This is a genomic window from Methylobacterium terricola (genome assembly GCF_006151805.1).
Lineage (GTDB): Bacteria > Pseudomonadota > Alphaproteobacteria > Rhizobiales > Beijerinckiaceae > Methylobacterium > Methylobacterium terricola.
Genome location: NZ_VDDA01000031.1, coordinates 1 through 14,500, shown reverse-complemented (window position 1 = coordinate 14,500; position 14,500 = coordinate 1). Strand labels below are relative to the sequence as shown.

The window sequence follows — 14,500 nt, the reverse complement described above, 5'->3', positions numbered from 1 at the left end:
GGCGGGACTTCGTCCCGCTGCGCTCGCTCCGCTCGCCACCCTCCCCCGACCCAAGTCGGGCATGCCCGACTTGGGCGCGTGGATGCGGAACTCGGGCAAGCCCGAGTTCCATGGGGGGAGGGTTGGGCGGCGCGCTGCCCGCGTTCGATCGGCTCACAGGACTCAGATGTCCTTGCACAACCTCAAGGCATCATAGATCGCCGCGTGGATGTTGCGGCCGGCGACCGCGTCGCCGACGCGGTAGAGGGCGTAGCCCTTCGACAGGTCGTAGGGCTGGGGCTCGCCGCGCAGCATCGCGTCCTGGTCGGTCTGGCCGCGATTGACGGAGCCCGCCTTCAGCGCGCGGTAGAGACGATCGACCGGCAGCGTGCCGTGATCGACCACGATGCGGTCGACGACCCGCTCCTCCTCGGCATCCGTCATGGTGTTGCGGAGCGCTGCGACGAAGCGGTTGCCCTCGGGGTAGATCTCGATCAGCTCCATGTTCGGCGTCATCACGACGCCGAGCTTGTAGAGCTCGCGCAGGTGGATCGGCTGGTTGGTGGTGCCGACCTCCTCCGCCACCATGCGGTCGTGGGTGGCGACCTCGACGAGGCAGCCGCGCTTGGCGAGCAGCTCGGCGACGGACGAGGCGTTGTGCTGCCCCATCTCGTCGTAGAGCAGCACCGAGCCGGTCGGCTCGACCGCGCCCGACAGCACCTCGGCGGTGGTGACGGCGTGCTGTTCGGCGCCCTTGGCATGGCCGCGGGACGGCATGCCGCCGGTCGCCACGATGACGACGTCGGGCGTCTCCGCCAGCACCGCCGCCTCGGTCGCCTCGGTGTTGAGCCGCAGGTCCACCCCGAGCTTCGTCACCTGCGCCACGAGCCAGCGCGGGATGCCCGACATCGCCTCGCGCCAGCCGGCCTTCGCGGCAAGCCCGATCTGGCCGCCGGCGACGGCGCTCTTCTCGAACAGCACCACCGCGTGGCCGCGCTCGGCGCAGACCCGGGCCGCCTCGAGCCCGCCCGGCCCGGCGCCGATCACCACGACGCGCCGGCGCAGATCCGCCTTGCGGATCTCGTGCGGCATCGTCGCCTCGCGGCCGGTGGCGGCGTTCTGGATGCAGAGCGCGTCGCCGCCGACATAGATCCGGTCGATGCAGTAGCCGGCGCCGACGCATTGGCGGATGTCGTCGGCCCGGCCCTCGGAGAGCTTCCGCACCAGATGCGGGTCGGCGATATGGGCGCGGGTCATCGCCACCATGTCGACGTGGCCCTCCGCGACCGCTCGGGCCGCCGTCGCCAGGTCGGTGACGCGCTGGGCGTGGAAGACCGGCACGTCGACCTCGCGCTTGATCGCGCTCGGCAGGAACAGGAAGGGGGCGACCGGGAACGACATGTTCGGCAGCGAGATCGCGTGGGCGATGTGGTCGCGCGCCTGGCCGCCGAGCACGTTGAGGAAATCGACGAGGCCGCGCCTGGCGTACTCGGTCGCGATCGTCAGGCAGTCCTCCTGGCTGAGACCGTCGGCGATCATCTCGTCGCCGGACATGCGGATGCCGATGACGTAGTCGTCGCCGGCCGCTGCCCGCATCGCCTCCAGCACCTCGATGCCGAAGCGCATCCGGTTCTCCAGGCTGCCGCCGTACTTGTCGGTGCGCTGGTTGACGCTCGGCGACCAGAACTGGTCGATCAGGTGGCCATGCGCCGCCGAGACCTCGCAGCCGTCGAGCCCGCCCTCGCGGCAGCGGCGCGCGGCCTCGGCGAAGCCCTTCACCACCCGGGCGATGTCCTCCTCTTCCATCTCCTTCGGGACGGTGCGGGAGGCCGGCTCGCGCCGGGGCGAGGGCGAGATCGTCGGCAGCCAGTGCTCGGTGTCCCACTTGGTGCGCCGGCCCATATGGGTGAGCTGAATCATCAGCTTGGCCCCATGGGCGTGGACCCGGTCCGAGAACTGCCGGAAATACGGGATCACCGAATCGTCGGCGACCGAGATCTGGTTCCACGGTGCGGCCGGGCTGTCGGGAGCGACCGAGGACGAGCCGCCGAACATGGTGAGCCCGATGCCGCCCTTCGCCTTCTCGGCGTGGTAGAGCTGGTAGCGCTCCTGGGGCTTGCCGTCGCGGCCGTAGCCCGGCGCGTGGCTCGTCGACATCACCCGGTTGCGGATGGTGAGGCCCTTGATGGTCAGCGGCTTCAAGAGCGCGTCGGCATTGGCGATCACGGGACGACTCCCGAAGGCAAGGGACCGGGGGAATGGGGCCAGGATTCTGAAAGACGAGAACGGATGGGCCGTCAGCGCTCGACGACGAGGTCGCTCGTCGGCTTCGAGCAGCACAGCAGCGCCATGCCGGCATCGATCTCGCGCTGGCGGATGCCGCCGGCATGGGTCATCGCGACGGTGCCCTTGGTGACCTTCGACTTGCAGGTGCCGCACAGGCCCTTGGCGCAGGACGAGGGCAGCCGGATCCCGGCCTTGCGGGCGGCGTCGAGTACGGTCGAGTCCTCCGGGCAATCGAGCGCCCGGCGGGTCTTGGCGAACTCGACCCGGAAGGTCCGCACGGCAGGTGCGGCGTCGGCCTCGGCCAAGGTTTCGGCATCCAGCGCCCGGCCGGCTTCCGCCGCCGCCTGCTGCTCGGCCTCCGGCAGGGCGCCGAAATCGAAGCTCTCCTCGTGGTACCGGGCCATGTCGTAGCCGGCATCGCGCAGCATCAGTCGCACGGCGTCCATGTACGGCTTCGGCCCGCAGACGAAGACCTCGCGCTCGCGGAAATCCGGCACCGCCTGGGTGAGGATGTCGAGGGACAGGCGGCCCTTGGGACCGGTCCACGCCTCGCCCAGTCCGTCGGCCTCGCAGATCGCCTGGAAGCGGAAGGACGGGTCGAGCCGGGCCATCGTCTCGAGTTCGCCGCGGAACACGATGTCGGCCGGGCTGCGGGCGGAGTGGACGAAGGCGACGTCGCGGGCTTGGCCGAGGTCGTGGAAGGTGCGCGCCATCGCCATCATCGGCGTCACGCCGCTGCCGCCCGAGAGCAGGAGGTACTTTTGGGCCGGATGGGTGAAGCAGGAGAAGTCGCCCATCGGCCCGAGCGCCCGCACGGTGTCGCCGGCCTTGAGCGTGTCGTGCAGCCAGTTCGAGACCGGGCCGCCGGGCACCCGCTTGACGGTGATCGACAGGGCGTGCGGCCGGGTCGGCGCCGACGAGATGGTGTAGCAGCGATGGATCGTCTCAGCCCCGATCTCGAACGAGAAGGTCAGGAACTGGCCCGGCGCGTAGGCGAAGCGCCGGGGCTCGGCGGGCGCCAGCACGAAGGTCTTCACGTCGTGCGTCTCGTCGCGGACGGCGAGGCAGACCAGGGCGTCGTCGGCCTCCGCATCCCAGGACGCGGTGGCCGCGAGGCGGGTGGCGGCCGGCTCGGTGGAGGTCGACGTCATGGCTCTAGCGCCCCAGATGCGCGGCCATGCGGCCGACATACCAGTTGCAGAACTTCTCGACGAGCATCTCGGTGTTCGGCGAGTAGGGACCGGGCTCGTAGGCCGGGCTGGCGATGCCCTGCTGGCAGATGCCGACGAGCTCGCTGTCCTGGTCGTTGGTGGCGTCCCAGACGCCGATCAGGTTGGCGAGGTCGTAATCGACGCCCTCGACCGCGTCCTTGTGGACGAGCCACTTGGTGCGCAGGAGCGAGCGCCCGGCGTCGAGCGGCAGCACCGAGAAGGTGACGATGTGGTCGCCGAGGAAGTGGTGCCAGGAATTCGGCTGGGTCCAGACCGAGAGGCCGCCGAGCTTGGCATTCGTCAAGTCGCCGAGCAGCTTCCTGCAGGCGGCCTTGGTGTCGAGGGTGTGCGACTCGCCCTCGCCGTCGAGGGGCAGGCGCTCGGTGCGGAAGCCCGTCACCATCGTGTCGAGTTCGTCGATCTCCCGCGACGGCAGGCCTTCCGCCTCCCACTCGCCGTGCCGGGTCTTGAGCAGGCAGCCGTAGCGCTCGGCTTCAGCGCGGTCGTGCTCGCCCATCTCCTCCGGCGCGAAGCCGAAGCCGTAGGCGAAGAGCGGCACGGTCAGTTCGGGATGGTTCGCCCCGCAGTGATAGCACTCGCGGTTGTTCTCCATCGTGAGCTTCCAGTTGCCCGGCTCGATGATGTCCTTCTGGAACGCGATCTTGGTCTCGCGCACGTTGTGGGGCGCGATGTAGGGGCCGAGCCGGGTCACCATCTCGTCGAAGTCGCTCGGTGCCTCGTCGGCGAGGCAGATGAACAGCAGGCCTTCGAGGGAGCGGATGTGCACGGGCTTGAGGCCGTGGCAGCCCGTCTTGAAGTCCGGGCCCATATGCTCGGCATGGATCAGGTTGCCGGTGAGGTCGTAGGTCCAGGAATGGTAGCGGCAGACGAGGTTGCCGACGGTCGTCTTCTCGTCGTGGACGAGCCGGGCGCCGCGGTGGCGGCAGACGTTGTGGAAGGCGCGGATCTCGTTGTCGTCGTCGCGCACGATCGCCACCGAGGTCTTGCCGATGTCGACGACCATCACGTCGCCGGCCTCCGGCACATCGGGCTCCACGCCGACATAGATCCAGTGACGGCCGAAGATGACCTCCATATCGGCCTCGAAGATCTCGGGGCTGAGATAGAACGGCGCCGCCAGGGTGTAGCCGGGGCGACGCTCACGCAGGAGGCGTTGCAGCGGAGTGGGCGTCACGTCGAGCATGGGGCCTCGCAAAGCCGTATCGAGCGAGACCGACTATCCCCGCCCGGCCGCCCTGCCGCTGCCGCGTCAGCGACATTCGCTTGAGCCGGGGCGACGCGGGTTGGCGAGGGAGCGGAGGCGTGACGATCGGGGCGGCAAGGGTGGGGGAGGCGTCGCGTTGCCCGGTCGCCGCGCAAGGTCGAGGAAGGTCGGCGAGCGTGCAGCGTGCATGAAAACGCCTCCCGGAGGCATCCTTCCGGGAGGCGACATCGAGGGCCTGGCTCCACCGACGGTCTTCACTCTCTCCTCGTCATTCTCCTCGTCATTCCGGGGCCGCGCAGCGGAGCCTTCCCCCCTCCGTCACGATGGGACGGCTCCGCCGCCCGCGCGCGGCGCGCTCCCCGCTCACAAGAACCCGATCGAGAACCACGGCACGAAGGTGAGCACCAGAAGGCCGACGAACAGCGCGCCGAGATAGATCCAGATCCGCCGCATCCCGGCCTCGGGCGCCACCCCGCCGATGATGCAGGCGGCGTAGTAGCAGAGGCCGAAGGGCGGGGCGAACAGGCCCAGTCCCATCGCCAGGATCACGATCATGCTGTAGTGGACCTCATGGATCCCGAACTGGTGCGCGATCGGGAACAGCAGCGGGCCGAACAGCACGATCGCCGGGATGCCTTCGAGCAGGCTGCCGAGCACGATGAAGGCCACCACCGAGATCAGCAGGAACCCGGTCTTGCCGCCGGGCACCGCCGCCATCGCCCGGGCGAGGTCGTGCGAGAAGCCCGACTGGGTCAGCGCCCAGGCCATCGCGCTCGCAGCCCCCACGATGAACAGGATCGCCCCCGACAGCGAGGCGGTCCGCGCCAGCATCGGGATGATCTCGGCGCGCTTGAGCCCGCCGCGATAGATCACCAGCCCCAGCACCAGCGAGTAGGCGATGCCGATCGTCGAGACCTCGGTGGCGGTCGCCACGCCCTCGACCACCGCCGTGCGGATCAGGAACGGCAGCAGCAGGGCCGGCAGCGCGACGAGCAGGGTCTTGCCGACCACCGACAGCGGGGCGCGCGGGATCGCGACCGCGTCCTCCTCGCGCCCGGCGCGGTAGCGGGCGACCACCGCCAGCACCAGGGCGAGCACCAGGGCCGGCAGGATCCCGGCGGTGAACAGGGCGGCGATCGACACGCCCGTGGCGGAGGCGATGGCGATCAGCACGATGGAGGGCGGGATCGTCTCGCTCATCGCCCCCGAGGCGGCGAGGATCGACAGGAGTTCGCCGTCCTTCATCCCGCGCTTGCGCATCTCGGGAAACAGCACCGGGGCCACCGCCGACATGTCGGCGGTCTTCGAGCCGGAAATCCCCGAGACCAGCAGCATCGCGCCGAGCAGCACGTAGGACATCCCGGCCTTCACGTGGCCCAGCAGCGAGGCCAGGAACGCCACCATCACCCGGGCCATCCCGGTCGCGTCGACGAGCTGGCCGAGCAGTACGAAGAGGGGAATCGCCAGCAGGATCAGGCTGCTCATCCCCTCGTCCATCCGCCCGACCACGATGGTGAGCGGGGTGGAGGTGGTGGTGAGCAGGTAGGCCGAGGTGGCGAGCGCGAACGAGAACGCGATCGGCACGCCGGCGAGGATCCCGATCCCGAGCAGCCCGACGAAGAACACCAGGAGCGCCCAGTTGCCCATGCCGGTGAGCACCGGCGCCCCGACCGCGAGAAGCGCCACGACGCCGAGCAGCACGGCGCCGACGCCGAGGAGGTCGGCCGGGCGGTGGCGGGCGAGACGCAGGGAGCAGGCGAGCAGCGCCAGCACGAAGCCGACCGGCACGGCGAGCGCCCGCACGGTGCCCGACCAGCCGAGCGCCGGCGTCTCCACGAAGGACTGGTCCTCGGTGTAGTCGTAGGCCGCGTGCATCAGCAGCGCCAGGAAGGCGAAGACGGTGCCGACGGCGAGCGCCTCGCACCAGGCCCGGGCGCGCGGCGACAGCGCGCCGACCACGAAGGTCAGCCGCATGTGCTCGCCCCGCTGCACCGCCACGACGCTGCCGAGCATCGCGAGCCAGAGGAACAGGATCGAGGCGAGCTCGTCGCTCCAGATGATCGAGTGGCCGATGGCCCGCGAGACGATGCCGGCGAACAGGATCGCCGCCTCGGCGGCGACGAGGATCGCCGCCGGCACCTCGACGACGAGGCGCAACGCCCGCTCGGCCGCGGAGAGCCAGTCGGAGGAGAGGGCGGCCGGGTGGGGGTGAGGCTCTGCGAGCACGCTCATGCCAGCCCCCCGGTCACGGCTTCGAGCGCCTTCCAGGCCTCGGGGCCGAATTTGTCCTTCCAGTCGCGGTAGAAGCCGGCCTGGGTCAGGGCCTTGCGGAAGGCCGCCTTGTCGGCAGTCTCGAAGACCAGGCCGCGGGCGGTGAGCTGGGTCTTGAGCGTACCGTTGAGGCGCACGACGTCGTCGCGCTGCTCGGCCGCGGCGCGGTCGAGCTCGCGCCGGACGATCTCCTGCAGCGGCTCGGGCAGCTTCCCGAAGGCACGCCGGTTGGCGACGATCCAGAAGGGGTCCCAGATGTGGTTGGTCTCGGAGACGTATTTCTGCACCTCGTAGAGCTTGCCGGACTCGATCGCCACGAGGCCGTTCTCCTGGCCGTCGACCAGCCGGGTCTGCAAGGCGGTGTAGAGCTCGTTGAAGTTGATCGAGGTCGGGCTGGCTCCGAGGCTGGAGAACAGCGAGGTGAAGATCGGCGCCACCGGCACGCGGATGCGGTAGCCCTTGAGATCCTCTGGCGTCTTGATCGGCCTGGCGTTCGAGGTGATCTGCCGGAAGCTGTTGTCGGCGGCCTTGGCGGCGATGAGGAGGCCGGCCTTCTCGACCTGGCTGCGGACGTACTGGCCGATCGGCCCGTCGACCCCGCGCCAGACTTGGTCGTAATCGGAGAAGGCGAAACCGACATTGGTGATCGCCGCGCCCGAGGCCACGGTCGAGATCACCGAGCCGGCGATGTTGAGGAACTCGATCCCGCCGGTGCGGACCTGGGTGATCAGGTCCGTGTCGGAGCCGAGCTGGCTCGCCGGGAAGAACTTCAGCTCCATCCGCCCGCCGGAGGCCTCGCGGATGCGCTGGCAGGCCTGGTCGAGCCGGGCGTTGATCGGCTGGGTCAGGGACTGGCCGGTGGCGAGCTTGTAGTTGAATTCCGCGGCGCGCGCCGGCCCTGTTCGGATCGCGACGAGGGGCATCGCTGCGGCGCCGGCCAGGAACAGGCGGCGCGAGGGCCCGGATTCGGGTTTGGACGTCATGGGCTTCCTCCGGCGCGCCGGCATCCGCGGGGCTCGCGGTGCGGCATCGTTCAGTCCGAGACGGAAGGAAGGCGCGAGGTCGGCGCTCGTCATCCTCCCCATGCGGCGCCCCTGTTGCCGGGGCGTCTCGTCTCGCTGGGTGCCGACACTACGGAGGGGCGTCCATGTAGGACAATCCAGATTATTTGCGCATCCGTGAAGCGCCGCTAAACTGTCCCCATGTCGGTCCCGCTTCGCGCCATCACGGTCTTTCACGCCGTCGCCCGCTCCGGCAGCATCACCCGGGCGGCGGAGGATCTCGGCGTCACGCCCTCGGCGGTGAGCCAGCAGGTCCAGGCGCTGGAGGTCAGCCTCGGCACCGCGCTGATCGGCAAGGCCGGCCGCAACGTCGTGCTGACCGAGGCCGGCGAGCGCTATTTCGAGATGATCGGCGCCGAGATCGACCGGATCATGGAGGCGACGCAGCGCATCCAGGGCTTCCGCTCGGTGACGACGCTGACCGTGCGGGCGACGCCGAGCCTGTCGACCAAGTGGCTGCTGCCGCGCCTCGCCGGCTTCCTCAAGGCGCATCCCGACATCGAGTTGCGCCTCGACGGCACCAACGAGCCGACGGCGTTCCTGAAGGAGAGCGTCGACATCGAGATCCGCCACGGCACCGGCGGCTGGCCCGGCCTCTTCGCCGAGGGGCTGGTGGAGGAGAGCTTTCGACCCGTCTGCGCCCCCTCCTTCGCGGCTCCCGGTAGCCTCGCGGTGGAGGATCTGCCCCGCCACCTGCTGATCCACTCGGTCAAGTCGCAGGTGCAGTGGGCGCACTGGTTCAAGCTTGCCGGGGTGGTGCCGGCCTCGCGCTGGCGCCGCCTCCTGTTCGACCGCACCCACATGGCGATCGACGCCGCCGCCGGCGGCCTCGGCATCGCCCTCGAGAGCGACCTGATGCTCTGGGGCGACCTGCGGGCCGGCCGCGTCGCCTGCCCGCTCGCCTCGCCGCCGCGGATCACCCTCGTGACCCAGTGGGTGACGTGCCCGCCCGATTACCTGCGCCAGCGCAAGGTGCGCGCCTTCCTCGACTGGATCCGCCGCGAGCGCGACGCCTGGACCGCCGAGCGGGACGGTGCTGCCGAGCGGGACGGTGCTGCGGAGCAGGCCGGCGCGACGCTTTAGGCAGGCTTCACGGTCGGCTCGGAAATCTGGATTGTCCTTCACGGATCCGGCTTCTAGCGTTTGCAGGTCAGACCTCGCCGGGCCGCTCGGGCCGACGAGGCCACGCCGAAACCGGCCCCGCCCTTCCCGAGAGGAAGCTGCGGCGAGAGACCGGTCGGCCCAAGAAGAGACCTGCCGGAGGAAACCCATGAACCTCTCCACCCTGCTCCTCGCCCGCGCCTCGGCCGGCCGCCCGGTCCGCGTCGGGCTGATCGGCGCCGGCAAGTTCGGCTCGATGGTGCTGGCCCAGGCCCAGCGCATCGAGGGGATGCACGTCGTCGCCGTCGCCGACCTCGATGTCGGCCGCGCCCGCGCCTCGCTCGCCCGCGTCGACTGGCCCGAGGAGCGCTACGCCGCGACCTCGATGGGTGATGCGGTCAAGAGCGGCCGCACCTTCGTCACCGACGATGCCGGTGCGCTGGCCGCCTGCGACGAGATCGAATGCATCATCGAGGCGACCGGCCACCCGATCGCCGGCATCCGCCACGCCATCCAGGCGATCGACGCCCGCAAGCACGTCGTGATGGTCAACGTCGAGGCCGACGTGCTGTGCGGCCCGCTGCTCGCCGAGCGGGCGCGCCGCCAGGGCGTCGTCTACTCGATGGCCTATGGCGACCAGCCGGCGATCATCTGCGAGCTGGTCGACTGGGCCCGGTCCTGCGGCTTCGAGCTGACCTCGGCCGGCAAAGGCATGAACTTCGAGCCGCGCTACCGCTACTCCACCCCCGACACGGTGTGGGGCTTCTTCGGCTGGTCCGAGGAAGAGGTGAAGAAGGGCGACTTCAACCCGAAGATGTACAACTCGTTCACCGACGGCACCAAGGCGGCGATCGAGATGGCGGCGGTGGCCAACGGCACCGGGCTCGACTGCCCCGATGACGGCCTCGCCTTCCCGCCGACCGGCCTGCAGGACCTCGCCCGGGTCTTTCGCCCGGTGAGCGACGGCGGGCGGCTGCCGCGCTCGGGCCTCGTCGACATCGCGGCGAGCCAGGAGCCGGACGGGCGCGAGGTGTTCAACAACATCCGCTACGGCGTGTTCGTCACCTTCAAGGCGACGAGCGAGTACACCAAGGCCTGCTTCAAGCAGTACGGCCTGCTCACCGATCCGTCGGGCTGGTACGGCTCGATGTGGCGTCCGTTCCACATGATCGGCCTTGAGACCAGCGTCAGCGTGCTGTCGGCCGTGTTGCGCAACGAGCCGACCGGCTGCTCGAAGGAGTTCCGCGGCGACGCCGTCGCGACCGCCAAGCGCGACCTGAAGCCCGGCGAGATGCTCGACGGCGAGGGCGGCTACGCGGTGTGGGCGAACGCGATTCCCGCCTCGAAGAGCCTGGCCCTCGGCGCGCTGCCGATCGGTCTCGCCCACAACGTCAAGCTCAAGCGCCCGGTCGCCCGCGACACGATCGTCAGCGTCGACGATGTCGAGCTCGTGGCCGACCTCGACGTGGTGGCCCTGCGCCGCCAGATGGAGGACACGACCCGGCAGATGGCGGCGCCGCAGGCGGCCTGACGCAGGACGGGAGCGGCGCCGGAGGGGCCGGCGCCGCTCCCTGTTCGTCCCTCTGTCTCCGTACCGCGAGTCCCGCCATGCCATCCTCCTCCCGGCCCTTCGTGGTCATCGCCGAGTTCCGGGTGAAGCCCGGCTCTCTCGACGCCTTCCTCGCCCTCGCCCACGACGATGCCCGCTCCTCGGTGGCCGACGAGCCCGGCTGCCGCGCCTTCGACGTCGCGGTGAGCGAGAGCGACCCGCAGGCTGTCGTGTTCTACGAGGTCTACGACGACCGCGCCGCCTTCGACGCCCATCTCGAAACCCCGCACCTCGCCCGGTTCCGGGACGGCTTCCCGGCCCTGATCGCGGAGGAGCGGCCGGTGCGCTTCCTCGCCCGCACCCTGTCCGGGGCAGAGCCGCAGTGATGGCCCCCCTGACGGTCGGCTTCCTCGGCACCGGCATCATGGGCGCCCCGATGGCGCGCCACCTGTGCCGGGCCGGCCACGCCGTGCGGGTCTGGAACCGCTCGCCCGGTAAGGCCGCCGCCGTCGCGAAGGCGGGGGCGAGCCTCGCGACCGATCCGGCCGAGGCGGCGCGGGGCGCCGACGCGGTCATCTGCATGCTGAGCTCCGGCCCGGTTTGCGACGAGATCCTGCTCGGGTCGTCCGGTGCGCTCGCCGCGATGGCGCCCGGCAGCCTGCTGGTGGTGATGAGCTCGATCCCGGTCGAGACCGCGCAAAGCCAGGCCGCTGCCGCGGAGGAGGCCGGTCTCCACTACGTCGATGCACCGGTCTCGGGCGGCGAGCGGGGCGCGGTCGCCGGCACGCTCGCGATCATGGCCGGCGGCAGCCCCGAGGCGTTCGGCCGGGCCGAGCCGCTGCTCGCCGCGATGGGCCGCCCGACCCATGTCGGGCCGGCGGGCTGCGGGCAGCTTGCCAAGCTCGCCAACCAGGCCATCGTCGCCTCGACGATCGTCACGGTGGCCGAGGCGATCACCTTTGTCGCCCGCGGCGGGGCCGATCCGGCCAAGGTCCGCGAGGCGCTGCTCGGCGGCTTTGCCGATTCGACGATCCTCACGCAGCACGCCCTGCGGATGATCGAGCGCGATTTCGCACCGGGCGGTCCGGCCAAGTACCAGGTCAAGGATACCGGAACGGCGCTCGCCCACGCCGCAACGCTCGGCCTGACGCTCCCCGTCCTGTCCCTGGTCGACCGGATGTTCTCGGACATGGTCGCGCATGGGGACGGCGACCTCGACCACAGCGCCGTCATCCGCGAGCTTTACCGCAGCAACGGCCTGCCTCTGCCCTGAGCGGCGCCGCGCCGCGCCACGACGATCGTGCGCACGCCGCTGCCGGGTCGTTCGACCCGATCCGCCGCGGGTCGATCCCGGTGCTCCGCCCTGTTCGTCGGGGCCCGCCCGCATAGATGTCGGTGATGAGCCCATGGTACTCTCGACGCTGTCGGGAGGCCCGGGCACCGGCAGCGGGGAAGGAGCATATTGGTGGCACGCAGGCGCGTCCAACCCACGACCGAGATCCTGGGCGAGATCGTCGCCCGCCTCGGGCAGCCGCCCCGCTCGGTCGACCTGGAGGCCCTGCGGGTCCAGCTCGGCCTGCCGGAGTTCAACGGCGAGACCGACGACGCCCGGGTCGCGCGCGCCCTGCGGGCGATGAAGGCCAACCGCGCCTTCGCCGAGACCGGGGTCGAGGCCCTGCGGCGGACCGTACCGGCTTTGCGGTCCGCGGTCTCGGGTGGCCACACCGTCGACTGGACCATCCGCGTCGCGATCCCGCTCCTCGACGACGGCCGGCTGGAATTGCGGGTCGATGCCCCGCCGGACACGATCGTCGCCGGCCTCCTGCGCGGCATGGCCCACCGCAACGACCCGCGCTGGCGGCTCGACGAGTTGCGGGAGGCCGTCGCGCAGGTCGCGTCCCGCACCACCGAGGCCCTGCGCCGGCCGGTGGACCGCCTCCGCGACCAGGTCCGCCTCGACCTGCGCGAGGTCGGCGCCGATGCCTCGGCCTATATCGCGCAACTCGACCGCTCGCTCCGCTCCCGGCCCTTCGTCCTCCGGGACGATCTCGGCACCTCGCTGTTCCAGACCCTCACCCCCGTGCGCAAGCGGGCGCGGGTCGTGGCGCGCCAGGATTCACGGCTGCGGCGGTTGCAGGACCGGGTCGGCTTCGGCGCCTATATCGAGAAATTCACCGCGGCGCGTCGGCTCAACCGGCGCATCGTGTTCCATATGGGGCCGACCAATTCGGGCAAGACCTACGCCGCCCTGAAGGCGCTGACCGAGGCTCCCACCGGCACCTACCTCGCTCCCTTGCGCCTCCTGGCGCTGGAGAACTACGAGGCCTTGCAGGAGCGCGGCCTGCAGGCCGGCATGGTCACCGGCGAGGAGGTTCTGGGCGAGGTGCGCCCGACCCACACCGCCCGCACGATCGAGACCGCGGACCTGACGCGCCCGGTCGACGTCGCGGTGATCGACGAGATCCAGATGCTCGCCGATCCGGATCGCGGCTGGGCCTGGACCAACGCGCTGTTCGGCGTGCCGGCGAAGACCGTCATCGTCTGCGGCTCGGACGACGCGCTCGCCTACGTGCGGCGGGCCGCCGAGGCCGCGGGCGAGTCGCTGGAGGTCGTTCCCTTCGAGCGCAAGACGCCGCTGGTGCTGCTCGACGCGCCCGTCCCTCTGGAGAAGGTCGAGCCCGGCGACGCCGTCGTCGCGTTCTCGCGCCGGGCCGTGCACGAGAACCGCGAGATCCTGGTCGCGGCCGGCCACCGCGTCGCCACCATCTACGGCGCGCTCTCGCCGGAGGTGCGCCGGGCGGAGGCCGCGCGCTTCCGCGGCGGCGAGGCCGACGTGCTGGTGACCACCGACGCGATCGGCATGGGCCTGAATCTCGGGCCGCTGAAGCGCATCGTGTTCTCGGCGGTGCGCAAGTATGACGGCGTGGGCGAGCGGGCGCTGACCAATTCGGAGATCCGGCAGATCGCTGGCCGAGCCGGACGCTTCGGTCATCACGAGGTCGGCTACGTCGCGGCCAGCGAGGAGACCGGCATCGCACCGTTGCGCACCGCGCTCGGCGGCGCGCCGACGGCCCCGGCCGCCGATACCCGGTTCTTCGTCCGGCCCGACCTCATGGCGATCACCTCGGTCGCCGAGGAGATGGGCACCGACAGCCTGCGCGAGGTGTTGGGCCATTTTGCCCGCGCCACCTTCTATGCCGGCTCGCCGTTCCAGCCCTCGGCGCTCGAGGAGATCCTGGAGGTGGCGCGCCTCGTCGACCGCGCCCGCCTGCCGATCCACGAAAAATTCGTCTTCTCGGTCTGCCCGGTGGATCGGCGGGACGACGTCGCCATGGCGGTTCTGGAGCGCTGGACCCAGGCCCGCGCCGCGGGCGCCGGGGTCCCGGCCCTGCGGGCGAACCTCCACGGCGAACTCGACTACCAGGAGCGTACGGTCAAGCTCGCGAGCGCTTACCTCTGGTTGTCGCGGCGGTTTCCCGAGACGTTCGACGACGTCGAGGCGATCCGGACCATGCGGGGCCAGGCGAACGACGCCATCGAGCAGCACCTGAAGGAGACCGCGACGCGCCGGGTCGAGCGCCGGTCGCGACGGACGGCCAACCGGCGGTGAGGAGGAGCGGCGAGAGGCGAGGGCCTGAACGCGACGAAGCCCGCCAGGGATGATCCTGGCGGGCTTGCGTGTCGAGGTCGTGACGAGGGAACGTGACGTGCTTGGCAGGTCTGGCGGTGACCGACTCTCCCGTGTCTTGAGACACAGTACCATAGGCGCTGGGGCGGTTAACGGCCGAGTTCGAGATGGGATCGGGTTCAGATCACC

The 14,500-nt window shown here is 70.7% G+C and carries 10 protein-coding genes and 1 rRNA gene; 5 read left to right on the top strand and 6 right to left on the bottom strand.

All coding sequences use genetic code 11. From position 1 onward, the window contains the following. Positions 1-162: 162 nt before the first annotated feature. The 5 genes from FF100_RS31375 to FF100_RS31355 all read right to left on the bottom strand — a co-directional run bounded on the left by FF100_RS31375 (position 163) and on the right by FF100_RS31355 (position 7,955). Positions 163-2,205, bottom strand: coding sequence for an NADH:flavin oxidoreductase (locus FF100_RS31375; protein ID WP_139039963.1), 2,043 nt, complete (start codon positions 2,203-2,205; stop codon positions 163-165). A 71-nt stretch (positions 2,206-2,276) separates the two neighbouring features. Further along, positions 2,277-3,416, bottom strand: a complete 1,140-nt coding sequence (locus tag FF100_RS31370; RefSeq protein ID WP_139039962.1) for an FAD-binding oxidoreductase — start codon at positions 3,414-3,416, stop codon at positions 2,277-2,279. 4 nt (positions 3,417-3,420) lie between these two features. Continuing rightward, positions 3,421-4,680: an aromatic ring-hydroxylating oxygenase subunit alpha gene (locus FF100_RS31365; RefSeq protein WP_139039961.1), complete on the bottom strand. Its 1,260-nt coding sequence runs from the start codon at positions 4,678-4,680 to the stop codon at positions 3,421-3,423. Between the two features lie 384 nt (positions 4,681-5,064). Beyond that, on the bottom strand, positions 5,065-6,933 hold the full coding sequence (locus FF100_RS31360; protein WP_139039960.1) for a TRAP transporter large permease: 1,869 nt from the start codon (positions 6,931-6,933) through the stop codon (positions 5,065-5,067). After that, a complete protein-coding gene (locus FF100_RS31355) occupies positions 6,930-7,955 on the bottom strand; it encodes a TRAP transporter substrate-binding protein (protein WP_139039959.1) in 1,026 nt (341 codons plus the stop codon). Before FF100_RS31355 ends, FF100_RS31360 begins: the two co-directional genes overlap by 4 nt. Before the next feature lie 219 nt (positions 7,956-8,174). On the opposite strand from FF100_RS31355, the gene FF100_RS31350 reads away from it, so the two are divergent. The 5 genes from FF100_RS31350 (at position 8,175) to FF100_RS31330 (ending at position 14,293) form a co-directional block, all read left to right on the top strand. After that, positions 8,175-9,116, top strand: coding sequence for a LysR substrate-binding domain-containing protein (locus tag FF100_RS31350; protein WP_139039958.1), 942 nt, complete (start codon positions 8,175-8,177; stop codon positions 9,114-9,116). A 187-nt stretch (positions 9,117-9,303) separates the two neighbouring features. Continuing rightward, positions 9,304-10,665 carry an NAD(P)H-dependent oxidoreductase gene (locus tag FF100_RS31345; protein ID WP_139039957.1) on the top strand — a complete coding sequence of 454 codons (1,362 nt, stop codon included), beginning with the start codon at positions 9,304-9,306 and terminating at the stop codon, positions 10,663-10,665. A gap of 77 nt (positions 10,666-10,742) precedes the next feature. After that, a complete protein-coding gene (locus tag FF100_RS31340; protein ID WP_139039956.1) occupies positions 10,743-11,069 on the top strand; it encodes a putative quinol monooxygenase in 327 nt (108 codons plus the stop codon). Further along, positions 11,069-11,956 (top strand): NAD(P)-dependent oxidoreductase, encoded by an 888-nt coding sequence (locus FF100_RS31335; RefSeq protein ID WP_171070404.1) that lies wholly within the window; start codon positions 11,069-11,071, stop codon positions 11,954-11,956. Before FF100_RS31340 ends, FF100_RS31335 begins: the two co-directional genes overlap by 1 nt. Before the next feature lie 192 nt (positions 11,957-12,148). Further along, positions 12,149-14,293 (top strand): helicase-related protein, encoded by a 2,145-nt coding sequence (locus FF100_RS31330; RefSeq protein ID WP_139039954.1) that lies wholly within the window; start codon positions 12,149-12,151, stop codon positions 14,291-14,293. A gap of 108 nt (positions 14,294-14,401) precedes the next feature. Here the strand turns inward: FF100_RS31330 and rrf are convergent. Then, positions 14,402-14,500: ribosomal RNA gene (rrf, locus tag FF100_RS31325) — 5S ribosomal RNA — on the bottom strand; the annotation flags it as partial.